This window comes from Anaerohalosphaeraceae bacterium (assembly GCA_037479115.1).
Taxonomy (GTDB): Bacteria; Planctomycetota; Phycisphaerae; order Sedimentisphaerales; family Anaerohalosphaeraceae; genus JAHDQI01.
The window spans coordinates 51880-78054 of record JBBFLK010000011.1 but is presented as its reverse complement, the minus strand read 5'-3'; the positions used below and the strand labels follow the sequence as shown (position 1 = coordinate 78054).

General features: G+C 55.6%; 20 protein-coding genes and 1 tRNA gene. 14 read left to right on the top strand and 7 right to left on the bottom strand.

Annotated elements, in window-relative coordinates:
* Positions 1–13: 13 nt before the first annotated feature.
* The 3 genes from WHS88_07145 to WHS88_07135 are packed head-to-tail and all read right to left on the bottom strand — an operon-like array spanning position 14 to position 3902.
* Positions 14–1456, bottom strand: a complete 1443-nt coding sequence (locus WHS88_07145; GenBank protein MEJ5259946.1) for an MFS transporter — start codon at positions 1454–1456, stop codon at positions 14–16.
* 29 nt (positions 1457–1485) lie between these two features.
* Positions 1486–2478, bottom strand: a complete 993-nt coding sequence (locus tag WHS88_07140) for a glycoside hydrolase family 130 protein (GenBank protein ID MEJ5259945.1) — start codon at positions 2476–2478, stop codon at positions 1486–1488.
* 17 nt (positions 2479–2495) lie between these two features.
* A complete protein-coding gene (locus WHS88_07135; GenBank protein ID MEJ5259944.1) occupies positions 2496–3902 on the bottom strand; it encodes an MFS transporter in 1407 nt (468 codons plus the stop codon).
* 563 nt (positions 3903–4465) lie between these two features.
* Between WHS88_07135 and WHS88_07130 the strand changes: the two genes are divergently transcribed.
* The 7 genes from WHS88_07130 (at position 4466) to WHS88_07100 (ending at position 14431) form a co-directional block, all read left to right on the top strand.
* The gene (locus WHS88_07130) at positions 4466–7927 is read left to right on the top strand and encodes a DNA polymerase III subunit alpha (protein ID MEJ5259943.1); all 3462 of its coding nucleotides are present in this window, start codon (positions 4466–4468) and stop codon (positions 7925–7927) included.
* Positions 7928–8046: 119 nt separating this feature from the next.
* A complete protein-coding gene (locus WHS88_07125) occupies positions 8047–8808 on the top strand; it encodes a hypothetical protein (GenBank protein MEJ5259942.1) in 762 nt (253 codons plus the stop codon).
* Entirely contained in the window at positions 8805–9473 is a 669-nt protein-coding gene (gene tmk / locus WHS88_07120) for a dTMP kinase (protein ID MEJ5259941.1), read from the top strand. The genes WHS88_07125 and tmk overlap by 4 nt, the downstream gene beginning before the upstream one ends.
* Positions 9473–10618, top strand: coding sequence for a DNA polymerase III subunit delta' (locus WHS88_07115; GenBank protein MEJ5259940.1), 1146 nt, complete (start codon positions 9473–9475; stop codon positions 10616–10618). The genes tmk and WHS88_07115 overlap by 1 nt, the downstream gene beginning before the upstream one ends.
* A gap of 36 nt (positions 10619–10654) precedes the next feature.
* Positions 10655–12001 carry a regulatory iron-sulfur-containing complex subunit RicT gene (gene ricT / locus WHS88_07110; protein ID MEJ5259939.1) on the top strand — a complete coding sequence of 449 codons (1347 nt, stop codon included), beginning with the start codon at positions 10655–10657 and terminating at the stop codon, positions 11999–12001.
* Positions 11998–14007, top strand: a complete 2010-nt coding sequence (gene metG / locus WHS88_07105; protein ID MEJ5259938.1) for a methionine--tRNA ligase — start codon at positions 11998–12000, stop codon at positions 14005–14007. The genes ricT and metG overlap by 4 nt, the downstream gene beginning before the upstream one ends.
* Before the next feature lie 43 nt (positions 14008–14050).
* Entirely contained in the window at positions 14051–14431 is a 381-nt protein-coding gene (locus WHS88_07100; protein MEJ5259937.1) for a Minf_1886 family protein, read from the top strand.
* Here WHS88_07100 and miaA read toward each other — a convergent pair.
* Positions 14410–15360, bottom strand: coding sequence for a tRNA (adenosine(37)-N6)-dimethylallyltransferase MiaA (gene miaA, locus WHS88_07095; GenBank protein ID MEJ5259936.1), 951 nt, complete (start codon positions 15358–15360; stop codon positions 14410–14412). The two genes, WHS88_07100 and miaA, sit on opposite strands and share 22 nt — an antisense overlap.
* A 151-nt stretch (positions 15361–15511) precedes the next feature.
* On the opposite strand from miaA, the gene WHS88_07090 reads away from it, so the two are divergent.
* The 6 genes from WHS88_07090 (at position 15512) to WHS88_07065 (ending at position 23167) form a co-directional block, all read left to right on the top strand.
* Entirely contained in the window at positions 15512–16375 is an 864-nt protein-coding gene (locus tag WHS88_07090; GenBank protein MEJ5259935.1) for a polyprenyl synthetase family protein, read from the top strand.
* A 3-nt stretch (positions 16376–16378) separates the two neighbouring features.
* Positions 16379–18352 (top strand): 1-deoxy-D-xylulose-5-phosphate synthase, encoded by a 1974-nt coding sequence (gene dxs, locus WHS88_07085; GenBank protein MEJ5259934.1) that lies wholly within the window; start codon positions 16379–16381, stop codon positions 18350–18352.
* Positions 18349–19242 (top strand): NAD(+)/NADH kinase, encoded by an 894-nt coding sequence (locus WHS88_07080; GenBank protein ID MEJ5259933.1) that lies wholly within the window; start codon positions 18349–18351, stop codon positions 19240–19242. Before dxs ends, WHS88_07080 begins: the two co-directional genes overlap by 4 nt.
* 9 nt (positions 19243–19251) lie before the next feature.
* Positions 19252–20661, top strand: a complete 1410-nt coding sequence (locus tag WHS88_07075) for a hypothetical protein (GenBank protein MEJ5259932.1) — start codon at positions 19252–19254, stop codon at positions 20659–20661.
* 26 nt (positions 20662–20687) lie between these two features.
* Positions 20688–22658: a helicase C-terminal domain-containing protein gene (locus tag WHS88_07070; protein ID MEJ5259931.1), complete on the top strand. Its 1971-nt coding sequence runs from the start codon at positions 20688–20690 to the stop codon at positions 22656–22658.
* A gap of 128 nt (positions 22659–22786) precedes the next feature.
* Positions 22787–23167 carry a hypothetical protein gene (locus WHS88_07065; protein ID MEJ5259930.1) on the top strand — a complete coding sequence of 127 codons (381 nt, stop codon included), beginning with the start codon at positions 22787–22789 and terminating at the stop codon, positions 23165–23167.
* On the opposite strand, the gene WHS88_07060 is transcribed toward WHS88_07065, so the two are convergent.
* Both WHS88_07060 and WHS88_07055 read right to left on the bottom strand, forming a co-directional pair.
* Entirely contained in the window at positions 23145–23567 is a 423-nt protein-coding gene (locus WHS88_07060; GenBank protein MEJ5259929.1) for a hypothetical protein, read from the bottom strand. The genes WHS88_07065 and WHS88_07060 overlap by 23 nt on opposite strands.
* 163 nt (positions 23568–23730) lie before the next feature.
* Positions 23731–23803: transfer RNA gene (locus tag WHS88_07055), tRNA-Arg, on the bottom strand.
* A gap of 137 nt (positions 23804–23940) precedes the next feature.
* Between WHS88_07055 and WHS88_07050 the strand changes: the two genes are divergently transcribed.
* Positions 23941–25239 (top strand): 3-deoxy-D-manno-octulosonic acid transferase, encoded by a 1299-nt coding sequence (locus WHS88_07050; GenBank protein ID MEJ5259928.1) that lies wholly within the window; start codon positions 23941–23943, stop codon positions 25237–25239.
* Here WHS88_07050 and WHS88_07045 read toward each other — a convergent pair.
* Entirely contained in the window at positions 25220–26101 is an 882-nt protein-coding gene (locus tag WHS88_07045) for a homocysteine S-methyltransferase family protein (protein MEJ5259927.1), read from the bottom strand. The genes WHS88_07050 and WHS88_07045 overlap by 20 nt on opposite strands.
* Between the last annotated feature and the right edge of the window lie 74 nt (positions 26102–26175).

Sequence of the window (26175 nt, the reverse complement as noted above, 5' to 3'; positions counted from 1 at the left end):
CTCCGCAAACCATTTACACCCTGCCGCGCCGCGCCTCCAGCTCCGCTCGGATTGCCTCGCATTTCTCCCGTGACAGCGGCATCCGCAGCACAAAGAAAATCACCCAGAGCAAACCGAGAATCGGTATCAGTGCCAGCATCGCCCGAATGCAGAAAATTGTTCCGGGATTCTGCACAGCCACTTCGCGATTAAAACCGGACAAGTCCAGGAGCAGCCCGGAGACAAAATATCCGCCGGCATTGCCCAGTTTGAGCAGATAGGAACCGCAGGCGGTAAAAGACCCTTCCCGCCTCGTCCCCGTCTGCCATTCGTCATAATCAATCACATCCGCCCCAATCGAGCCGAACAGCATCCAGAAGCCCGCCGCCGCCATTCCCATCAGTCCCGCCGCCAGGGTCTGGAGCCAAGGAACCAGCGGCGTGTACAAAAACCACGAACCGCCGTATCCGAAAATCCCGATAACTGCGGCCGCCACAACGGCCCGGCGTTTTTCCGTCCAGTACGCAACCCGATTCAGCAGCGGCCCGCCCAGCAGCCCGCCGAGCATAAAGGCGATGCCGTTCCAGAAATTCCAGTTGTCCCCCTCAATTGTATTGCCCCGGCAGACATAATAGACTGTGGCATAATACCCCAGCGCCCCAACCATGCTGGTTCCGAGACTGAACGAGGCCCCGAACCCCATCATCAAACGAAACGGCCGGCATTTCAGCGTTTCATAAAAGGAGCTTTGCAGAGAAATGCGCCGAGCGGTTTTGACCACCACTTTTTCGTAATACCGTTCCGGCACCCGCAGGAAAATCACGAGGGCAAACAGGGCCATCAGCCCCCCCAGAATCGCCGTATAGACCTGCATCCCCAGCAGTGTATTCTTTTTATTGATTTCCGGCAGCAGAAACCAAGACAGATTCGTAAAACGAAGGGCATAAAAATTGCCGACTTCAAAGATTTTCTGCATCACACTCCGATAGGTCATCACGGAGGTGCGCTCTTCGTAATCCGGCGTCATTTCCGCCCCCAGACTGTTGTAAGGAACGGAAAACGCGCTGACGATGGGGATGTAAATCAGCGAAGAAAGCATCATATACCAGAACACCGCCGACAGCCCCAGAATCGTCACCTGCGACCAGGAAGGTGAAACCCAAAACAGCGCCGGCAGCCCCAGCCCGCTTGCAATTCCCGCAATCAAAATAAAGGGGCGGCGCCGTCCGTGCCGGCTTCGCAGATTGTCCGAAAGCCACCCGGCCAGCGGGTCCGATATAGCATCATAAATCCGAATCAGTGTCAGAGCCAGTCCGACCAGCCACGGGGGGACACCCAAATAGATATTGAACACCGCATAGGCCACCGCCGGATACAGCCAGAACCCCCACATATCCAGGGCCGTGCCCAATCCGTAGCAGACTTTGGTCAGGACCGGCAGCCTGTCTCGTTCGGGTTTACACTGACTGGCTTCCAACAGGGCCTCCAAAAGCGTTTCAGACTGATTTAAAAGACTTCGGAATTGTTCCGGATATAGTCAATCAGCTCATCCACCTGCGCAAAGGCAATCGCCGTGCAGGTGTCAGCGGCTCCGTAGTAAATGGCGATTCGCCCGGTGTCGGCATCATACAGATTGGCACAGGGAAAAACCACATTGGGCACAAAGCCCACCGTTTCGTAGGATTTTTCCGGTGTCAGCAGATAATCGCGTGTGCGGTACAGCACTTTGCCCGGGTCGTTGATATCCAGAATCGCCGCCCCGAAGCTGTACACAAAACCGTTGCAGGTATTCGAAACGCCGTGATAGAACAGAAGCCAGCCGGCCGTCGTCTCAATCGGCACTGGGCCGGCACCGATTTTGGTGTTCTGCCACCAGCCCTGTCCGCCGCGCCCCATCACCCAGCGGTGACGGCCCCAGTGAATCAAATCCGGGCTTTCGCTGAGAAAAATATCGCCGAACGGCGTATGCCCGCTGTCGCTCGGACGGCTCAGCAGCAGGTATTTACCGTTGACCTTGCGCGGGAACAGCACACCGTTGCGGTTATACGGCATCAGCGGATTGGGCATTCGAATAAACGTCTTGAAATCCTTCGTGCGGCCCAATCCGATGGACGGCCCGTGCATATCATCGCACCAGACAATATAGTACGTATCCTCAATCTGCACAAACCGCGGGTCATAGCCGAAACTCAGCGGGCTGGGCTTGCCCTGTTCATCCACCCAGTCAATCGGGTCCGGGCCAATCGTCCAGCGAAGTCCGTCCGGACTGCGGCCGAAGAACAGCGTGGCCCGTCCGTTCCGCTGGTCGCCGCGGAAGACGCCGACAAACTCATTTTTGTACGGCAGGACCGCACTGTTGAAAATCCGCGCAGCCCGCGGAATCGGATTCCAGTTCAAAACAGGATTGCCGCTGTAGCGCCACACAACATCCCGGCACCCTTTCGGTTTGTCTTCCCAGGGGATGTTCGGCAAAGCAGAGCCGAGAATTGTTTTTTTCATACCGTTGCGTTCCTTTCCTATATCATAGATGTCTTATCATTTTCCTCAGAAACCAAAGACATCTCCTGCTGTCTTCGCTCCTGAAGTTCAAGACCGATTTGTCGGAGTTTGTCCTCATCCAGATTATAAAACAACATAATCACAATCGAAATCAGGCCCGCCAGCCCGGGGATGATGCTCATCAGCAGACGAAAACCGAAAATCACCCTTTCCGTCTGTTGGGTGTCGGGCTGATAGCCGAACCAATGCAGCAGCCAGCCGGTCAGAAGAGCCCCGAAGGCCCAGGCGAATTTCTGTGCCATCGTCGAGGCGGAAAAGACCAACCCCGTGGCCCGCCGCCCGTTCTTCCATTCCGAATAATCCGCCGCATCGGCATACATCGCCCAAATCAGAGGCGTCAGCGGCCCGCCCGCAAACGAACCGACAACCTGTGCCGCCAGAATCAGAACAAGATGGTTGGGGGTATAAACAAAAAAGGAAATCGTCAGGACATTGGCAATGAGGAACAAAACAATGAATGCCCTTTTCTTGCCGAGCAGACGGGCAAACCCGCTCACGGCCGCCACACCGGCCAGACTGCCGACGATTCCGGCCGTATTGAAAATTGAAATCCATTTTTCATACTTGCCGGGAGCAATATAATACTTGAAATAGTAATTGATAACCCCCAGCCGTATCGAAACCCACAGAAGCATCGTGAGCGTTGCAAAAAGCAGAAGCAGCCATGGGCCGTTGGTCAGGAGGTCCCGAATATCTTCACGAATAGACGTTTTCTGGGAAGCCGGCGGCAAGACTCTTTCCCGCGTGGACAGAAACGTAATAAAAAAGAACACAACGGCCGCCGCCCCAAACACAAGCATCGTAATCTTCCAGCCGAACGGAGAACTGCCGGAACCGCCGATCCATTTGACCATCGGCATCAAAAACGCAGACACCACCAAAGCAGCCCCGTAAGCCCCGAAATACTTAAAGGACGACAGCTTGACCCGTTCGACCGAATCAGGCGTGAGCACCCCGAGCATCGCCGAATAGGGAATATTGATGACCGTATAAAGCATCATAAAAAGGTTAAAGGTGACATAGGCATAAATGAGTTTGGCGGTGGGACTCCAGGAAGGCGTTGTAAAAGTCAGGACGGCCGCAGCGGCCAGCGGAACAGCCGTCCAGAGCAGATACGGTCTGAATTTGCCCCAGCGGGTGGACGTGCGGTCTGCAATCAGCCCCACCAGCGGGTCATTGATGCCGTCCCATAGACGTGACAGAGAAATCATCGTCCCTGCTGTAGCGGCACTGAGGCCAAACACATCTGTATAAAAGAATAGCAGATGCAGAGAGATGGTCTGCCAGAACAAAACCGAGGCAAAATCTCCGCAGGCATAGCCGATTTTTTCCCCAAGTTTCAATCTTCCGCTCGGCTCATCCATTCAGTCGCTCCGCCTTCCGATTCCCGACAGATATTGGCTTCTTTATCCGGCAGGGCAAAAAAACCCTGAAGGGGCTATCCAAATCCATCAAACCCCTGCTTGTCAAGGAAAAATTTTTTAGCAAAAACCCTATGCAAATATTTTCGAAAGGCGAAAACCAATTAATAGATTTACTGGAGATGTATTAGATAGTATAGATTTGAAAACAGGAAAAGACCCTTTTGGAACTTTTGGGGTTACCGTTCGGGTCTCTTCCTTGGAGGGGAGAAAACATTTTATCAGTTCTTAGATTTATACGTAATATTACTGAAATGGGTCTTTGATTACAACCTTTTTTTAGAAATTTTTATATATTCTATAAGTATCTACAAAACAACCGGTTGCAGAATATCGTTGGAAATTATTTAAATTTTATATCAGTATTTATACTGATAGTTTTTTACGGCTTTTCCCAGATTAACCTCCATTCCTGTCAGAGAATCCCTTCACAAAAGTGTTGATTAGCCCTTTCAAACCCCTTATGATACCCCCAGAAACGGTTCGGAACGGAGTGATGAACAATTATGGATGATAAAGGCTTTATTCACCTTCACTTACATACACAATACTCCCTGCTCGACGGCGCCATTCAGCCCGATGTGCTCTTTGAACGATGCCGCCAATTGGGGATGAATGCCGTCGCCATTACCGATCACGGCAATCTTTTCGGAGCTCTCGATTTCTATCTCCAGGCCCAAAAATACGGCATCAAACCTATCTTAGGAATGGAGGCCTACATCGCCCCCGGGTCCCGCTTTGAGCGGCAGAAAGGCGGCGGTGTCAAAGACAACACCTATCACCTGCTCCTGCTGGCCGAGAACCTCAAAGGATACCAGAACCTCCTGCAGCTGAGCAGCATCGGCTATACAGAAGGGTTTTATTACCGCCCGCGAATCGACAAAGAAGTCCTGGCCCAGTTCAGTGAAGGATTGATTTGCACCAGCGCCTGCATCGCCGGCGAAATCCCCACCGCCCTTGTCCGCGAAGACCGGCAGACCGCCCGCCGAGCCGCCCAGGAGTATCTGAAAATCTTCGGCCCGGAACGATTCTTCATCGAAATCCAGCAGCACGAAAACGATGAACATCCGCATCTGCTGCCGGCTCTGGTTGATTTGGCCAAAGAACTGGGAATCGGGCTGGTCGCCACCAACGATGTCCATTTCCTGAATGCCGATGACCACGAAGCCCACATGGTCCTGTGCTGCATCAACACCGGCAAGAAGATTACCGATGTGGACAAGATGGAGTATCCGCCGGATGTCTATTTGAAAAGCCCGGAGGAAATGAGAACCCTTTTTGCGGCCTATCCGGAGGCCTGCGACAATACCCTGACGATTGCAGGCCGCTGTCAGGTGGAACTGGACCTGAAAACCCGCCATGCCCCGCGCTATCACACCCCCCCGGGAAAAACGGCCGAACAAATGCTCACCGAACTGGTGCTCGAAGGGGCCAAAAAACGATACGGCCAAATCTCCCCTGCGATTCAGGACCGAATCAACTGGGAGCTGGAAGTCATTAAAAGCAAAGGGTTTGCCAGCTACTTCCTGATTGTCTGGGACTTCTGCAATTACGCCAAAGAACAGAACATCCCCGTCGGGGCACGCGGCAGTGCCGTCGGAACCATCGTCGGATACTGTCTGGGCATCTGCAACATCGACCCGCTCCGCTATGACCTGCTGTTTGAGCGGTTTATGGACCCCGAACGCAACGAGATGCCCGATATCGATATCGACATCTGCCAGGACGGCCGAGAAAAAATCCTGAATTACGTCCGACAAAAATACGGTCATATCGCGCAAATCATTACCTTTGGAACGATGAAGGCCCGCGCGGTCATCCGAGATGTCTGTCGGGTCCTCGATGTGCCGCTGGCGGAGGCGGACCGCCTGGCCAAACTGGTTCCGGCGGAACTGAAGATGACCCTCGATAAGGCCCTTGAGGCCGAACCGGACTTAAAAAAGGCCTACGAAACCGATGAAAAAACCCGCCGCGTGATTAACATCGGAAGAAAACTGGAGGGGCTGGCCCGCCACGCCTCCGTCCATGCCTGCGGTGTTGTCATTGCCGATGAACCCCTGACCCGCTTTCTGCCGCTGTACAAGCAGGCCGGCTCTGAGGAACTCATCACCCAGTTTGAAGGACCGTTTGTCGAGAAGGCCGGCCTGATGAAAATGGACTTTCTGGGCCTCAAAACCCTCAGCATCATTCAGCGAACCGTCGATTTGATTCAGGAAATCCACGGCAAAACCATCGATATCGAAGCCATCGATATTATGGACCAGCGGGTCTATCGGGAAATCTTCAGTGCCGGCAGAACCAAAGGCATCTTCCAGTTTGAATCCAGCGGGATGCAGGAGATGCTTCGCAAACTCCGGCCCGACCGGCTGGAAGACCTCATCGCCGCCAACGCCCTGTATCGACCTGGGCCGCTGGCCCTGATTCCGGAGTTTATCGAACGCAAGCACGGCGCCCGCTGGTCGGCCCCCCACCCGATTATGGAGGAAATCCTCGCCGAAACCTTCGGCATCATCGTCTATCAGGAACAGGTGATGCGTATCTGCAATCGGCTCGGCGGCATTCCGCTCCGCGAGGCCTATACGCTGATTAAAGCCATCAGCAAGAAGAAGGAAGACGTCATCCAGGCCGAACAAAAACGCTTCATCGACGGCTGCATCCGGAATGGACTTCAGCCCGCACAGGCTGAGGAAATCTTCGCCCTGATTCGCCGGTTCGCCGACTACGGCTTTAACAAAAGCCACGCCACCCGCTATTCGTTTGTCGCCTATCAGACGGCCTGGCTGAAGACCTATTACCCTGTGGAGTTTATGGCGTCCCTGCTCACCTACGAAATGGGCAATACCGACAAAGTGGTCGAATACATCGGCGAATGCCGAGACATGGGCATCGAAGTCCTGCCTCCGGATATCAACGAAAGCTTCGTGGACTTTACAGTGATTTACGATGAGCAGAAAAAGAACGGCCTGATTCGCTTCGGTCTGGCGGCCGTCAAAGGTGTCGGCTCCAAGGCCGTCGAACAGATTATCGCCGCCCGCGAACGTGTCGGAGGATTCCGCAGTCTCTTCCACTTCTGCGAAAGCGTGGACCTTCACACCGTCAACAAACAGGTGCTCGAAGCCCTCATCAAGGCCGGCGCCTTCGACTCCCTCGGAGGCAGCCGTGCTCAGATGGCCGCCGCCCTCGAAAAAGCGATGCAGTGCGGGGCCGCCTTTCAGGCCGACCGCCAGAAAGGCCAAATGAATTTCTTCCTGAACGGTCCCCTGGCCGCCGAAGAAGCCAAAACCGAACCGATGATTCTGCCCGATGTGCCGGCCTGGTCCGAACAGCAGATGCTGTCCTACGAAAAGGAGGTCCTCGGTTTCTACGTAACCAGCAACCCGCTCAGCAAGCACGCGCAGATTATCGAACTGTATTCGACCTCCAACACCGCCAAACTCCGCCTGCTGCGGCAGGAGCAGGAGGTCATTGTCGGCGGAATGATTACCAAAATCCGCTACACCGTCACGAAAAACGGCAAAAACGCCGGCGCCAAAATGGCCGTCGCCGAATTGGAGGACCTCCAGGGTAAATGCGAAGTGGTGCTCTTTCCGAAAACCCTCGAAAAATGCGGGCATCTCCTCCAGCCCGATCGAATCGTCTTCGTCCGCGGCACCGCCCAGACCCTCCGCGAAATCCCGAATATCCGCTGTGAGGAACTGATTGACATCGAGGAGGCGGGCCGCCGATTCAGCGCCAGGGTAAAACTGGAAATCGATGCCCAGACTGTGGATCAAGCCCTGCTGGAGAAAATCCGCCAAATCTGCCTGAACAACCGCGGCAAAAGTCCGATTGAACTGACTATTTACACGCCGAAACGGTTTCGAATCACCGCCAGAGCGGACGCCAACCTGTCCATCCGCGCCGACCTGGAGTCGCATCGGAAACTCGAAGCGGTGCTCGGACGCGGCAAAGTGCACTTTACGGCCTGACCCTCCGCCGACTTTTTGAGTAGCACAGAAATGGTTTTCTCTTATAATGGGCTCAAGTCAAAACGGGGAAGGACATCGGTTCTCCCCGAAGGAAAAATCAGCAAAGCGTTTGGTGTCGAATGCCTCAGAATGTGATGAAAATCCTGATGGTCCGCTGGCCGGAAGCCCTTATGCTCACCGGCCTGTTCGGCGGCCTGTCCTGTCTGGCCGCACGGATGAATCAGGAGGCCGTTCCGCAGGGCCTGCTGGCCCAGATGCCTCTTTGGGCGGGCTTTCTTCTCGGTGCAGGATTAATGATTGGGATTATTCTGATTGGAATGCTCTTTACGGGCTTTCTGCGCTCGACGGTTCTGGCTCCTCTGTCAGCTCGGCATCCACTCGAGCTGCTTCATATCGGCCGACCGTTCTTCTGGAAGCTGTTCCTGCCCTATCTGGTGTTTGAACTGGCCTGGTCCTTTTTATCCATCCTGCTGATGATGCTTCTGCATGTCCTGCTTTATAGAAGACTGCCGACGGAGCCGACCCCGGAATGGCTCCTGCGGGTCTGCCAGCTGATTGTTCTGTGCATCCTTATCAAACCGTTTCTGCTGGTGCCGACCCTGATTCTTCTGGAAAATCGTCCGGTCACGGAAACCCTGGCGGCAATCCGTCGAATTCCGCTGACCGCCGTAAAACCCCTGATGAAAGTCCTCGAACAGGGCCTGCTCATCATGGCGGCTGCCCTGGTGCTTTTGTTTGTAATTCCGTTTCCCAAACCCTTTTTTTGGATTCGAAGCGGCCTGTTGAATACGGCGGGCGGTGCAGTCCTTTTGGTCTGTTTCCTCACCGCGCTTCAGGAATTTGGACAATACTTCGGCCCCCACTCTGAGGAGAAGCAATGACGGCGAACACCCCGGGACGTTTTTTGGTGCTGGACGGAACCGATGGATGCGGAAAATCAACACAGATTCCGCTGCTGCGAAACGTCTTTGAGCAGCGGGGATTCTCTGTGGTTCAGACCTACGACCCGGGCGGAACGGACATCGGCGAGCAAATCCGAAAACTCCTCAAGTACGACGCCAAAGGCAAAATGGATGTGCACACGGAAACGATGCTGTTTATGGCCTCGCGGGCGCAGCTGGTCAGCGAAGTCATCCGTCCGGCCCTGTCCGAAGGGAAAATTGTCCTCTGCGACCGTTTCGTATCCTCGACCTGCGCTTATCAGGGTGCCGGCGGGTATCCCATAGGGGACATTATCAATCTGGCCCGCTATGCCATCGGAGAAACCTGGCCGGATTTAACCATTATTTTGGACCTGCCGGCGGAAAAAGGGCGGCACCGGACAGGGCAGCGCAATGGACAAAATCACTCCAATTCCTCCGCTCATACCGCCGAAGACCGATTCGATTCCAGAAGCCTGGAGTATTACCAGCGGGTTCGTCAGGGCTTTCTGGCCCTGCCCCAATACTATCCCGCGCCGGTCGAAATCGTGAACACAGACGGCCTGTCCATCGAAGAAGTCCATCAGAAAATTGCAGCACTTTTACAGGAACGGAACTGGTTTTGATGCAGATGCGGGACATTCACAGTCAGGACAAAGCTGTGGCGGCCCTCCAGCAGGCCTATGCGGAAGGGCGCATCCCGCATGCCTATCTCTTCGTCGGCCCGGACGGAGTCGGCAAACGCACCACGGCGGAGGCCTTCGCCCGCCTCCTGCTTTGTCGGTCCCCCATTCAAAACCCAGACCGAAGCGGCCCTGTTAAGACAGACAGCTGCGGCCGGTGCCCTTCCTGCCAGCTTATGGATGCGGGAAATCACCCCGACTTTGTTCTGATTTATAAAGAACTGCTCCAATACACCGAAGAGGGGAAAGAGAAAGATGCACCGGTGGAAATGCCGATTGATGTCGTCCGCGAATTTTTCATCGAGCGGGCAGCCCGAAAACCTGTCATGGGGCCTTATACCGTTTTTGTGATGGAGGAGGCGGAGAAAGTCAATACCTCCAGTCAAAATGCAATGATGAAAATCCTCGAAGAACCGCCTTCGTTCTGCATCATCATTCTGTTATGCAGCCGGCTGGAGGAAATGCTCCCCACCACCCGCTCCCGCTGCCGGATTCTTTCCTTTGGACCGGTCAGTGAAACCGTCATCGTTGAGGAACTGACACGAAAAGGAATCGACGCCTCGCAAGCCCTCTTTTGGGCGCGCTTCAGCGAAGGCCGTTTGGGAGAAGCCCTGCGGTGGGCCCGGCTCAGGGAAAGCGGTAAACCCGTGGACGCCTACGAAATCAAAAAAGAGCTGGCCGAACGCCTCAGCCGCCTGGAGCCGGCTGACCTCATCGACACGGCCGGATGGCTTATCCAGTCCGCCAAAGCCGTCGGCGATGCCTGGGCCCGACAAAAGCCCAATGTCAGCACCAAAGACCTCTTTCGCACGGCCGAAAAAGGGCTGCTGCGGATGGTCCTGACCCTCTTGGCCGACCTGATGAAGATAACATATTCAGAGGAATCTTCTCTTGTTTACTCAGATCAAATAGAAATCGTCAGACAATTGAGCAAAAAAATAAATGCAGAAGAGGCCGCAGAAAAGATAATCAATATCCAGAAACTTCTCGGCTGGGTCGATGCAAATGTTAACGAAAAACTGATTTTCGAGCGGCTCTTGTTAATCTGGACCTTCTCTGATATACTGCCCGTTCGGTCGGACGACTGAACCGACCTCAAAAAGGCCCTCGGAGTATGCCTTTCCATGACACAGGATGAGAGCGCAAAAACAAAAGCGCAAAAACATAACAACAAATGGATGCTGGTTCGTTATGGCAAAATGGGAATTCTGGGCTGGTTTGAGCACAACGAATCCCAAATTCCCAAAAACAAGCCGTACGTCATCGTCAAAACAGACCGCGGCCTCGAATTAGGCCAGTTGGTAGGCCCCTACAACTACAAAGCGGGAAACTACCGGTTTACCCCCGAACAAGTCGAGGCCTATTACACCCAAGGGAATAAGGAAATCTCCATTACAACGGGGGGCAAATTCGTCCGTTTTGCCACCCACGAGGACATTCGCGAGCAGGAACATCTGGAAGTATCTGCCGCCGAAGAGGCCAAATGCTGCCAGCGGTTTGCCGACGAACTCGGCCTGAATATGAAGATTATCGAGGCCGAACATCTTTTTGGAGGCGAACGAATTATTTTCTATTTTACCAGCGACGGACGCGTCGATTTCCGCGAACTGGTAAAAAAACTCGCCCGCGAGTACCAGACCCGAATCGAGCTTCGCCAAATCGGCTCCCGCGATGAGGCCCGACTGCTCAGCGATTACGAAAGTTGCGGGCTTGAATGCTGCTGCAAGCGGTTTTTGAAGATTCTGGACCCCGTCAATATGCGGATGGCCAAACTCCAGAAAGCCACCCTTGACCCGTCCAAAATCAGCGGCCATTGCGGACGTTTGAAATGCTGTTTGCGGTATGAAGACTACACATATCGAGAATTAAAAAGCAAACTGCCGCCGCGCAACACTCAGGTCCAGACCCCCAAAGGCGCCGGTATTGTCGTAGATTTTCAGGTATTGACTCAACTGGTTGTTGTTCAGACGCCTGACGGCGAAAAGCAGGCCTGGCCGCTGGAGGAAATTCAAATCCTGTCCGACAAGCCGGCAGCAACACCGCCGGCGGAAACTCTGCCGGCAGGAGATTCAGACGCATCCACTCTGCCGCAGGAGCAGGAGGAACTATCCTTTTCGGATAACGCTTCAGACCCAGCTCAAAAAGCTGAACTGACTATCCCCGAAGCCCTTGCAGAGGAAGTGGCCGAAGAAATCGAAGAAGTAATTGACCAAATCGAAGAAGGCCCGCTCGCTGATGCCGCGGACGGGCCGGAGGAAGATTCGATTCCTTCGAATAGTCAGGAAAACAACAGCAAATCCGACTCTCCCGCCGCTCCGCAAGGTCAGCCCGGGCAGGACAAACCTTTTCCGAGAAAAAAACGACGCAAAAACCGGCGCCGCCGAAATCGAAACAACCGAAACGGTTCCGCTCAGACGGGGAATCGTTCGCCCGATTCGAATCCTTCTTCAAACGGGAATCCATCTGTATGACACGAAAACTGATTGTCACCTCGGCTCTGCCGTACGCCAACGGTCCCATTCACATCGGCCATCTGGTCGAATACATCCAGACCGACATCTGGGTCCGATTCCAGAAGGCCTGCGGAAATGAATGCTACTACTTTTGTGCCGATGACACCCACGGCACCCCGATTATGATTCGGGCACGTTCCGAAGGAATCTCCCCGGAAAAACTGATAGAGCGGATGCACAAAGAACACCTGCGGGACTTTACCGGCTTTCAAATCCGATTCGACAATTACTACAGCACCCATTCGGAAGAAAACCGTCAGCTGAGCGAGCGGATTTATCAGGGGGCTCTCCGAGCGGGGTCGATTGTCAAAAAGACTATCCAGCAGGCCTACGATGAACAGGAAAAAATGTGGCTGCCCGACCGCTATATCAAAGGCACCTGCCCCCGCTGCAAGGCCGAAGGCCAGTACGGCGACTCCTGCGACGTCTGCGGAGCCCATTATCAGACCACCGAACTGATTAACCCGGTCAGCGTCATCAGCGGAAAGCCGCCGGTTCTGAAAGAAAGCGTGCACTACTTTTTCCGGCTGAGTGACTACGAAGCCGCCCTCAAGGACTTGTTCGCCAAAGGGTACGTCCAGGACTCCGTCCGCAACAAACTGGATGAGTGGTTTGCGGCGGGCCTGAAAGACTGGGACATCTCGCGAGACGGTCCCTATTTCGGATTTAAGATTCCCGGCGAGCAGGACAAATACTTCTATGTCTGGCTGGATGCCCCCATCGGGTATATGGCCTCCTGCAAGAACTTCTGTGACCGGAACGGAATGGACTTTGAGCAGGTCTGGAACAGCGGCGAGTACGAAATCTGCCACTTTATCGGCAAGGATATTATGTATTTTCACGCCCTGTTCTGGCCGGCTTTGCTGATGAGCGCCTCACTGCGGGTGCCGACCAAGCTTTTTGTGCACGGCTTTCTGACCGTCAACGGCCAGAAAATGAGCAAAAGCAAAGGCACCTTCATCACCGCTGAAACTTATCTGAAACACCTGGACCCGCAGTATCTCCGCTACTATTACGCCTCCAAGCTCACCGGAGATGTGAGCGACATCGATTTAAATCTGGAAGACTTCATCAGCCGCGTCAATGCGGACCTGGTCGGCAAACTGGCCAATCTGGCCAGCCGATGCGTCCCGATGCTCACCCAAAAACTGGACGGCCGGCTCGGCCGCCTGGATGAGAAAGGAAACGCCCTGCTGGAACAGCTCCTTGCGTCCTGCGAAAAAATCAAGGCCGACTACGAAGCCCTCAACTACGCCTCTGTGGTGCGGACGATCGCCTCGCTGGCCGACATCTGCAACCGCTTCGTTGAGGACGCCCAGCCCTGGGTGACGCTCAAAACCGAGCCGGAGAAGACCCGGACTGACCTGACGGCCGTCCTGAATGCCGTTAAGGTGCTGACGATTTATCTAAAACCGATTCTGCCGGTCTTTGCAGAAAAGATCGAGACCGTTCTGGACATTCCTCCGCTGACATTTGCCCAGACCCACGAGCGGCTCGAAAACAAACTGATTCGTCCTTATATCCGTCTGGTAGAACGTATAGAAAAAGAAAAGGTGGACGCTATGCTCGAAGAAAGCAGACAGGAAACGGCCCCGGCGGCACCGGCCCAGCCGGCCCAGCTGGAGGAACCGCTCGCTCCGGAATGCACGATTGAAGATTTCGCGAAAGTGGACCTGCGGATTGCCCGCATCAGCCGGGCCGAGCGGGTCGAAGGCGCTGACAAACTGCTCGCCCTCGAACTGGATTTGGGGGCTCTGAAAAAGAATGTCTTTGCCGGCATTGCCAAGGCCTACAAACCGGAGGATTTGGTCGGCCGGCTGGTCGTCTGCGTGGCCAATCTGAAACCGCGTAAGATGAAATTCGGCATTTCCGACGGAATGGTCTGCGCCGCCGGCTCGGGCGGGGACCAGATTTTCCTCCTGACGGTGGACCCCGGCGCCAAGCCCGGCCAGCGCGTCCATTAAGGTCATCCCTTTGCTGCACAGGAGAGGGAACTGCGAAAACTCTATGAAAAAATCGATAGAAGAAATTGCACGGCAGGACGGTCGATACGACCCGAAGGCCCTGAAGTTTGTTTTTGAAGGACTGGCGGAGACAATCGACAAAATCCGAAAGGACGAGGGAGACCCGGCCCACCCCCGCCACATCACCGGTCAGGAGCTGGCCTGGGGGCTGGCGGATTTGGCGCGTCAGCGATGGGGCCGGCTGGCGGAGATGGTGCTCAACCAGTGGGGCGTTCGAACCACCCGCGACTTCGGCGAGATTGTCTATCTGATGATTGCCAACGACTGGATGACCTGTCAGGAAAGCGACAGCATCGACGATTTCAACAACGTCTTCGACTTCAAAACGGTCTTTGAAGACCACTATTCGTTTGACAGCCGCTGAGCCGAATCCAGGATTGAAAGACACCGCTGGAGCACCGTCTGAAGAGTATCCTCCGGCCCGATGTCAATCCAGCGCACTCCGCAGAAGGTCTTAAACCAGGTCCGCTGGGCCTTGGCGAGCCGGCGCGTATTGATTTTGATTTGCTCAACCGTCTCCTCCAGCGGCCGTTTGCCTTCGAGATGCTCAATCATCTCCGCATAGCCGATGGCCGCCCGGGCCTGCGGACTCATCGGACGGGGTTCATTCAGCAGTCCCCGCACCTCCTCCAGAAAGCCCTCGTCCATCATTTTTTTGACCCGCTGATTGATGCGTCGGCTTTCGAGCTCCTTCGGCCGGCGAAGCCCGATAACCGTCCAGCCCTCCGGCTCCCGGCGGGTCCACTGCCGCTGAAAAGAACTGATGGGTCTGCCGGTCAGCCGATAGACCTCCAGCGCCCGGATGATGCGCTTCTGGTCGTTCGGATGAATCCGCCCGGCGGCCTCAGGGTCCACCCGAACCAGCTCCCGATGAAGGGCCTCCAGCCCCTTTTGCTCAATCTCCTGCCGAATCTGTTCCCGCAGAGCCGCATCCGTCCCCGGCCCTTCAAACAGCCCATACAGCAGGGCCTTGATATACATCGCCGTGCCCCCCACCGCAATGATGGGCTTTTGGGCCTTGGCAATCTCGTCAATTGCCTGATATGCCATGTCCAGAAACTGGTCCACGCTGAACGATTCCCACGGCTCGACCACATCCACAAGGTAGTACGGAAGCTGTTTTCTTTTTTCCAGGGGCGGTTTGGCCGTCCCGATATCCATCCGGCGATAGACCTTCATCGAATCGATGCTGATAATCCCCCCGCCGAGTGTGCGGGCCAGCTCAAAAGCCAGAGCCCCTTTGCCGGAGGCCGTCACCCCCAAAATCAGTATCTTTTTTTGTCCGGAATCCACCGATGCTCCCAAACAGCCGTTTCGTTTTTTCTATCCTATTTTTGATTGAGTTTTGTTATAATATCTGTTTTTCAGAAAGAATCCAGTTTGGAACATAATGGACGTGCAGAATCTTGAAAAATCCGTCTCCGAAATACCTTTTTCGGAGGAATTGACTGCCTGTGCTGAGGCGACCGACCGAACCCTGCGTCGGCTTCTGGACGGCCAAAAAGAGATTCCGCCTCGTCTGAAAGAGGCGATGATTTATACCGTTCTCAGTCCGGGCAAGCGCATCCGTGCCGCCCTCGTTCAGTGGTGCTGCCGGGTTGTATCCGGACAAGTGAATGAAAACGCCCTGAACGCCGCCGCTGCGGTGGAGATGGTTCATACCTATTCGCTGATTCACGACGACCTGCCTGCGATGGATGATGATGACTTTCGCCGCGGCCGTCCCAGCTGTCATAAGCAGTTCGACGAAGCCACAGCGATTCTGGCCGGCGACGCCCTGCTGACGCTGGCATTTGAAGTCCTTGCCGAAGAAATTACTCCTCCCCAAACCGCCGTCCGGATGGTGCGGATATTGGCGGAGGCGGCCGGCCCGGCCGGAATGATTGCCGGACAAATCAAAGACCTCCAAAGCCAGGGCGTCGAGGGAACCCTCTCGGAGCTCCAGTCCATTCACATCTGCAAAACCGGACGGATGTTCGCTGCCTCCGCTGAATTAGGCGCTGTTGCAGGCCGCGCTTCCAAAAAACACCAAAAAGCCCTGACCCAATACGGACTGGACATCGGGCTGGGCTTTCAGATTGCCGATGACCTGCTGGATGTGTCGGCGACCAGCGAACAGCTGGGCAAAACCGCCGGCAAGGACAGCCGCCAGAAAAAACTTACGTATCCATCCCTGGTCGGAATCGAAAAGGCCCGTCAGATTGCCGAACAAATCACGCAGCGGGCGCTGGAGGATTTATCCGGTTTCGGCCCCGAAGCAGATATCCTGCGGCGGCTGGCCGTCGAACTCCTGAATCGAAAAAGGTAGCCTATGAGTTCCAACGAAGGTTCATCGAAACAGAATGCATCCATCTTAGAGCGTATCCGCCAGCCGGCAGACCTGCGGACCTTATCTGTCGGTGAACTGGAACAGCTGGCCGCCGAAATCCGTCAGCTTATCACCGAAGCCGTCAGCCGCTGCGGGGGGCATCTGGCCAGCAATCTGGGCGTCGTGGAGCTGACCATCGCTCTCCACTATGTCTTCGACTTTTCCAAAGACCGGCTGCTCTGGGACGTCGGTCACCAATGCTATGCCCACAAAATCCTCACCGGACGCAAAGACCGTCTGTTCCAGCTTCGTCAGGAAAACGGGTTGAGCGGGTTTCCCTCTCCTCAGGAAAGTCCGGCGGATGTGTTCAGCGTCGGCCATGCCGGCACCTCCATTGCCACCGCACTCGGGATGGCCCTCGGGGCCCAGCACAATAAAACCGATGAAAAAATCGTGGCCTTTGTCGGGGATGCCAGCATCGTCAACGGCCTGTCTTTCGAGGCTCTGAACAACCTCGGACTGGTCAAGCGGCAGCTGCTGATTGTCCTGAATGACAATTCCATGGCCATTGACACCACGCAGGGTTCGCTGGCTTCTCTGCTTTCACGGGTGCGGCTCAGCCACACCTACGAAGACATCCGCCAGACGACTGCGATGATCTTAAACCACCTGCCGGTCATCGGCAAACCGATGGAAGAGGCCCTTCAGAATCTGAAAAAGACCATCCGAATGGCCATCACCCCAAGCCGGTTGTTTGAAAGCCTGAACATCCACTATTTCGGCCCGGTGGACGGTCACGATATCGGCTCGCTGATTCAGATTTTCAAGGGGCTCGCTGAACTGGACCGCCCGGCCATTCTTCACGTGTTCACCAAAAAAGGCAAGGGCTTTACCCCGGCAGACAAAAACCCCAGACGCTTCCACAGCACCGGGCCGTTTGCTCTGAACGGCGAATCTGTTTCGCCCAGCCCGCAGGGACGGACGTTCACCGATGCGTTCAGCGATGCCATCCTCGAAGCCGCCCGAAACAATCCTCGGATTATCGCTATTACGGCGGCCATGTCCGACGGCACCGGCCTGTCCGAATTCCGCCGGCAGTTTCCGGACCGCTACTACGACGTCGGCATCGCCGAAAGCGCGGCGGTGGATATCGCCGCCGGCCTGGCCAAACAGGGTTTTCAGCCGGTCGTGTGCATCTATTCCACATTCCTCCAGAGGAGTTTCGACCAGATTTTCCAGGAGGTCTCCCTCCAGAATTTGCCGGTGGTTTTCTGCATCGACCGGGCCGGGGCTGTCGGCGATGACGGGCCCACCCATCACGGTCTGTGGGATATCGGCTATCTGCGGATGCTGCCGAATCTGATTCTCGTTTCTCCCGCCAACGAAAAAGAAATGCGTCAAGCTCTCTTTTATGCGCTCCAACAGAACCAGCCCGTCGCCATTCGCTACCCCAGAGACCTCCTGCCCGCCTGGGAAAGCGGCGCTGAACCCTTCCGGACCGGCCAGAGCGTCTGGATACGCAGGGCCGATTCCGAGCTGGTCCTTGTCGCATTAGGCCCTCTGACAGCCGAAGCCCTCGAAGCCGCTGAGGAACTGGCCCGGGAAGGCCTCGAAGTGTCCGTCATCAATGCACGCTTTGCCAAACCGATTGACCCGGCTCTTGTGGAACTCTTTGCACAGGGCAAAACCGTCATTGTGCTCGAAGACCACAGCCGGGCGGGAGGATTCGGCGAGGCCCTGCTGGCTCAAGCCGCTCAACAAGCTCCGAACGACAGCCAAAACCGAACATGGGAATCCATCGGCAAAGCCGTTCTACTGGCTGCACCGGACCGATATATCCCGATTGCCAAACGGCGAACCCAGCTGGAATGGATGGGGCTGACGGCGGACCAAATCAGTAAAACCATTCGAAAAGTGTACAGCAAAGGCTCTGACATCCGATGCAAACAGGAGGCATTACGGAGTCTGAAAGAATGAATCCCTTGTCTCTGATTCTGTTCGGCGACGCACGAAAGGCCCTGGCCAAAGAGGCCCTCGAACGTTTTGTCGCCTTTGCACAGGGCCGTGCCCGAATTTTGGCCAACTGTATGGAACGTCCCTGCTCCCTCGATGTGCTCAAACAGGCCGATTATGCCGTCGTCTTCGGCGGCGACGGAACCCTTCTGTCCGCCGCTCGGCAGCTGTGCCAGTCCAAAATTCCGGTCATCGGCGTCAACGTCGGAAAACTCGGCTTTCTGGCCGAATTCAGCATCGAAGAGCTGCTCGAACAGTTTGACCGCATCGCCTCCGGTCAGGTCGTCATTGAAGAACGAATGGTTCTGCAGTGCTCCCTGTACCGCAGAGGACAGCCGATTTTTTCCTCCACCGCCGTCAATGATGTCGTAATCACCGCCGGGGCCCCGTTTCGAATGATTGAGTTTCAGGTCACCATCGAAGGACAGCCCCTGGCCGGATGCATCGGCGACGGAGTCATTGTCTCCACGCCGACCGGTTCTACGGCCTACAATCTGTCCGCCGGCGGCCCGATTCTGGCCGCCAATCTGTCGGCCATCGTGCTGACCCCCATTTGTCCCCACTCGCTCAGTTTTCGTCCGATTGTCATCCCGGCGGACCGCCGAATCGAAATCGCCCTGCTCCGTGTCAATCAGCAATCCTCCCTGCTCCTCGACGGACAGCTTCAAAGCCAGCTGGAGCTGGAGGACCGGATTCAAGTGCGAAAACATGACGGGCGGTTCCTCGTCGTCAACAATCCGCTGCGAACCCAATGGGATACACTGGCGTTCAAACTTCACTGGGCCGGCAAACCCCGCTATACGTCCGTCGGCCCCAATGAACCGGCAAAAGACGGCAAAAGTACATCTGAATAGAGGCCACTTATGAAAACAAAAATCCTGACAGCTGTGACCTTTCTGGCGGCAATCACCCCGGTTTGGGCGGCGGAGGCCCCGGGGGCTCGCTCGCCGATCGGTTCTCCCACCCAGGTTCCCAGTGCAAACCGAACAACAGCCATTCCCAGCCAGCCCAATCTGTACGGGTATGTAGGCAATCTGACCATGACGGGCAATATCGGCGGCGGACGCCACTTCCGCGGGTTTATTCCCTACAGTTCCAGCGACTATATCGACCGGCGTCTCCTCGACCCGCAGTCAAGAGCCGTCAGCTCCTTCATCAGACGCTCCGCCCAGCCGGAGGCCTTTTTCGACCCCAGACAAACCGTAGCGTCCTTCCAGCGGCCCGGCGGCTCCGGGCTGGGAGCACCCGCTATAACGCCGCAAGTCCGCACAACAGCATCCAAGCAGTGGCTCGAATCCTTCGATATTGCTGATGTCATTCGTCCTCCCCTGCAGCGTCCTCTGGCTCCTTCCACGCAGACCCTCGAGGCCGTCCTTCAGCAGCATCTGACACAAAGGACTGCCGAAAAAGACAAAAGAATCGTCCTGTTCGACCCTCTTCAGACACCCCCAGCGGGTTTGGACCCCCTCAAAGCCCAGCCCGAACCCAGACCGGCACCAGCTCTGATTGACAAAACCGTACGAAAAGACCAATCCGATGATTTTTCCCAGGCTTCCGCCGTTCCTTCCCAAAGCATTTATGCCCAAATCCGCCGTCAATTAGGACTAAAAACTGACCGGGAACAGCCGGAAAAGGAATCCCTCCAAACCGCCGAAGAGCCGTCCGCTTCTGAAGAAAAAACCAGACCGCAGCCCTCTTCCGCCCGTTCCTCCCTCCGGATGCGGCCGGAGGATTTCGTCAAACCGGAAGACGGAAGGGCCGTGCGGAAAGACTACCCGGACTTCGAACACCTGGCGGCGGCAAAAGCGGAAGATTATCTTTTTTTGGGTGAGGAATTCCTCAAAAACGGCCAGTATTACAAAGCCGCCGACGCCTTTGAACTGGCCTCCGTCTGGGACTGGAAAAACCCGCTGCTGGTGCTGGCCCGCTCTCACGCCCTGTTTGCGGCGGGGGAATATATGAGCAGTGCCTTTTATCTCAGTCAGGCGATTGAGATGGAACCGAAGGTCCTCCAGAGCCGTTTTGACTGGGCCTCGCTGCTGGACAGCCGCGATGCCTTTGAAAACCGCCTGACGGAACTGTCCACCTGGCAGCAGCGGAGCAATTCGCCGGAACTGGCTCTGCTGATGGGCTACATCCTCCTGCAGGACGGCAAACTGACCCGGGCCCGCATTTCCGCAGAGTTTGCTCAGGACACCATGCCCGACAGTCGGGCCGCCGCGCTGCTGGTTGAGGCTGTTCAGGCTGCGCTGCAATCTTCTCCGGCCCCTTAATTGCCGAGCTGTGGAGTGGAGATGAGATGATTGCCCATGCTCCTCAGGAAGGTTTGGAGGCGCATCAGCTGCTGGGACCAAACGGCTGGGTGGCCCGCTGCAGTACCGATTATGAATATCGCCCCCAGCAGATTGCCATGGCCTCCAAAGTCATCGAAGCACTTCGCCAGAAATACATCCTTGTGGCGGAGGCCGGTACAGGTGTCGGCAAAAGTTTTGCCTATCTGGCCGCTGCTCTTGACCAGGCCTTTCGGAAAAACGGACGGGTGCTCATCAGCACGTACACCATCCACCTTCAGGAGCAGCTGATGGAAAAAGACATCCCCTTCCTTCAGCAGGCCGTCCCGCAGCCCTTTACGGCCTGTCTGGCCAAAGGCCGAAACCACTACCTGTGCCTGCGGCGGCTCCGCTATGCCCAAAACCGCCGGCAAACCCTCTTTGAAGACCGCGGCAGCGAATTATCCATCCTGACCGAATGGGCGCAGAACACCCAGGACGGTTCTCTCAGTGATTTGAAAGCCCAGCCCTCCACGCCGCTCTGGCAGACCGTCCGGAGCGAACACGGCATCTGCCGGGGCCGCAAGTGTCCTTCTTTTCGGGAATGCTTTTACTGGCGGGCCAGACGAAAACTGGAAACCGCCGACATCATCATCGCCAACCACGCCCTCCTGTTCAGCGATTTGGTTCTCCGACAAAGCGGCGCCGGCATTCTGCCCCCCTATCGTTATGTCATTCTCGACGAAGCCCACAATCTCGAACATATGGCAGAGGAACATTTCGGAATCGAATTGAGTCCTTCTTCCGTCCGATATCTGCTGGATACGCTCTGTCATCCTCGCTCCCATAAGGGCCTGCTGGACAGCGGCTCCTCGCATCAAAAGGCCCGCAGGCTCGTCGATGAGTGCCGCCGTCAGGCAGACCTGTTCTTTGCGCAGGTTCAGGCCTGGTATGAGCAGACCGCTGAAGAAACCGGCGGTCGATGCACCCCCGAATTCGTCAGCGACAACCTCACCGAACCGCTGCGTCAGCTTCGCCTTGAGCTGAACCGGCTGGTCAAAGAAGAAGAAAATGAAGACCAGCGGCTGGAGTTTCAGCGGATTATCGACCGCTGCCAGGAGACCGAACAGGAGCTGAAAATCTTTCTGTCCCAATCCCAGGAAGGATTTGTGTATTGGGTGGAGGAAGAAACCGGTCCCCGCAAAAACGTGGTCCTTCGCAGCGCTCCTCTGGATGTTGGACCGTATGTCAAAGCGTGTCTCTTCGACGTGTTTGACTCCGTTGTGCTCACCAGCGCCACCCTCAGCAGCGGACAAACCGAAGACGGTTTTGGCTTCTTCACCCGCCGAATCGGACTGGAAAAATTTCAGTCTCTTCAGGTCGGCTCTCCGTTCGATTACAGCCGTCAGGTACGTCTGTATCTGGAAGCCAACATGCCCGACCCCAACAGCGAGGCCTTTCAGGAAAAAGCCGTCCGGGCCATCCAAAAATACCTCCTGAAAACCGAAGGCCGTGCCTTTATTCTCTTTACCAGCTATACCATGCTCCGGCAGATGGCCGACTGCCTGGCCGGCTGGCTGGCTGAACAAAAAATGACCGCCCTGGTTCAGGGCGAAGGACAAGACCGGGCCGCCCTGCTGGCCCAGTTCAAAACCCTCCCCCGCTGTGTCCTCTTTGGGACAGACAGTTTCTGGCAGGGTGTCGATGTTCCGGGTGAACAGTTGTCCAATGTGATTATCGTCCGGCTGCCGTTTGCCGTTCCCGGACACCCCCTCATCCAGGGTCGAATTGAGAAAATCCGGGCCCAGGGCGGCAATCCATTTTACGACTATCAGGTTCCCATGGCTGTCCTGAAGTTCAAACAAGGATTCGGACGCCTGATTCGCCGCAAAACCGATCAGGGTATCGTCGCCGTATTAGACAGCCGAATCCTTCAAAAAATGTATGGGAAACAATTCCTCCAGGCCCTTCCGGAATGCCCCATAACTATTGAAGAGTAATTTTATCCGCTTAACACATTCTTTTCTTACTCTCGTTCAGTCCTCCTCGTTTCTGGCCGATAAAAGCAAAGATTGAACCTGTCATTCCTGCCAACGCGGGAGTCCGGAAAAATGGGGCAGACGGGAGTATGAAGAAGAATTATACGGAATCACTAATACTGGATGACTGGCATCGCCTTTGGTGTGCTTATCAGAAACACCTCACTCTGTTTATCCTCGCTTTGGCTGTCGACACCGTCAGCACAATTCATTTTATGAGTTCCACCGGACCTGAACAGGAGTTTCATCCTCTTGTTCGAATTGCCGCATTTGCATACGGACCTTTTATCGGTCCGATTCTGGCAGCCTTTTATAAGCTGATAGCTGCTTTGATTGTTGTGCTGTATTGGCACAAATACGCTGCACCAATTTTAACCACAGCCGCATTGTTTTACCTGTTTGCGGCCTTTTACAACTATTTTGCGGTGGAATTGTATTTAAGAGGGATTATGCCCTGGCTTCCATTTTAGCCGCAGAAAAACCCCGGGCCCGCTCCGAACGCTCACTGTGTCCCATGTCCAATTCTTCGAACAATTCCATATCCGGAGCGGTCAGCGTTTCCAGAGAATGGTACGAAATCAACAGATGGGGCTTGAGGCGAACGGCGTCCGAGAAGGAATCCGCCACATAACGGCACTGCTGAAGAATCGGTTCGGATGAATACTCCGGAAAGGCCCACGTCACCTCCCACCAGGTGCGATGGTGCTTCTGGGCCCATTCCGCCAAAACCTCCTCCTCATACCCCCCCTCCAAAACAGAAAAATACCCCGCCGGAATCCGAATTTGACGCCAAATCGAAGAAGCCGGAGATGTCTTCAGCAGGATGGGCCAAAGCTCCTCAAACACCATCAGAAGGGTCTGTCTTTTCATAAGACCTCCATCATCACAATTTCTTCCTCCGAAGCCGCCGACAGGATAAAAGAAAAATATTGTGAAAAGATTGACGACAGGTGTTTTTTTGATTATTTCAGGAGCCGTTCAGGCGAGAAATACAAGGAATTCCACAACCCCCTTCATCAAAAGAACTTCCAAACGTCCCCGAGAGGAGTCGAACCTCTAACCTTTGGCTCCGGAGGCCAACGCTCTATCCATTGAGCTACGGGGACTTACTTTCTTACAAATACGCCAAAAACCGCCGCAAGTCAAGAAGGAAAAAGCCATTCCGGCGTTTTCCGAATTTTTCCCCGGATTGACAGACGCCCGGATTCGGGTAAGATGCCCTTTTCCTAAAACAGCGAATTCTATGAGATACCTGATTGATTTGGCTTACATTCTTGCACTGCTCGGATACAGTCCGAAGATTGTCTATCGGATGCTGAAGGAAAAGCGCTACCGATCCGGCTGGGACCAGCGTCTCGGAAAGATTTGGCGGCGGCTTCCGGAGCGTCCCTGCCTTTGGATACACGCCGTCAGTGTAGGAGAGGTCAATGCCGCCCGCACCCTCATCGATGAACTTCTTCGGCAAATGCCCGACTACGAAATCGTCCTGACCTCCACCACCGACACCGGTCTTCAGCGGGCCCGCTCGCTGTACGAGAAAACCCTGACGGTCTCCTATTTTCCGTTCGATTTTTCCTGGATTATGAAACGGGCCTTCGAACGAATCCGGCCCCGCGCCATCCTGCTGATGGAGCTGGAGGTCTGGCCGAATTTAACCGCGCTGGCATTTGAGCAGAAGATTCCGGTGATTGTGGTCAACGGACGGCTCAGCGACAAAAGTTTCCCCCGCTATCTGAAAATTCGTCCCTTTGTCCGGCGCACCTTCAGCCGGCTTGCCATGGTGCTGGCCCAAACGGAGGAATATGCCCGCCGCTTTATGGAATTGGGCTGCCCGCCCGAACGCGTCCGCATCACCAGCTCCCTCAAATATGACACCGCACGAACAGAACCCGACGCGCCGGCCGTGCAGAAACTTGCCGAGCAGCTTCATCTGGGCAAGGAACCGCTGTGGGTCGTCGGGGGGACCGGGCCGGGCGAAGAGCAAATCGCCCTCGAAATCTTCAGCCGGCTCAAAAAAGAACCCTCTTTTGAATCCCTCCGAATGGCCGTCATCCCGCGCAAACCCGAACGATTTGAAGAGGTCGCCGAGCTGATTCGCCGCTCCGGCTTTCCGTGGGTGCGGTACAGCCGCCTCAAAGAACAAAATGCCGCTGCGGAGGGAAAACCGGACATCATTCTCGGCGATACCATGGGCGACCTCAACAACTTCTATGCCCTCGCTTCTGTGGTCTTCGTAGGACGTACGCTGGTGCCGCTGGGCGGCTCGGATATGATGGAATCAGCCGCACTGGGCAAATGCACACTCTTCGGCCCGCATACCTTCAATTTCAAGCAGACTGTACAGGAACTGCTGGCCGGACAAGGCGCCATCGAAGTCGCCGATAAAGAACAGCTCTTTGAGATGACTCGGAAGTGCCTTCTGGACAGAGATTTTGCACGCCGAATTGCCGAAAACGGACAAAACATCATCCTGCGCAGCAAAGGGGCCACGCAGAAAACGCTGCAGGCCCTTCGGGAAGTGCTCAGCGGCGGATGTGCCTGACGGCCGCGGCCAGATGTTCCGGCGTTGTCCCGCAGCAGCCGCCTAAAATCACCGCCCCGGCCTGATAAATCCGCTCCAGGCCGCGGGCAAACTCCTCCGGTGCAAGGTCATAGACCGCCCGCTGGCCTTCCAGACGGGGTTTACCGGCATTCGGTTCGGCCAGCAGAAGAATATCCTTGCCCGACAATGCCGCGGCATACTCCTTTGCCAGTCGAACATAGGAATCCATATCGAGTGTGCCGCAGTTAAAGCCGACTGCCGCAATCCCCTGCCCCGCCAGCCGACCGACGGCCTGCGGCGGCGAAACCCCCATCATCGTCCGAAAACTCTCTTTGGCCGGGTCAAACGCCAGCGAAACCAAAATCGGCAAATCCGAACAGACCGACCGAACGGCCTCAATCGCAACCTCAATCTCCTCCAGGGCCGTCATCGTTTCAATCAGAAAGCCGTCCACGCCGCCGTCCAGAAGCCCCCGCACCTGCCGGACAAAAGCGGCCTTCAGCTCTTCCGTCTTGAGCGTTCCGATGGGCTCCAGAAAATCTCCGCACGGGCCGATGTCGCCGAGCACATATCGGTCCGGCCCGGCCTCCCGGCGTGCCAGCCGGGCCCCCGCCTCATTCAGCTGTTCCGTCCGGGCATCGACCCTGTGCCGCCGCAGCGAAAGCGAATTGCCTCCGAAGGTATTGGTCAGCACGGCATCACAGCCCGCCTCCAGATACGACCGGTGAACCTCCGCCACAATCTGCGGCTGCTCGACATTCAGCCGCTCGACACACTGACCCTGATGAACGCCGCGGGCAAACAGCTGGGTGCCCATCGCCCCGTCCAGAAAAAACACGCCGTCCTTCAGCCGCTGGAACAATGGTTTTTTGATAGCCGTTCTCCTGAATAGAGTCTTTGTTTTGCTCCCTTTACAGGAAAACGATTGTTTCGTCA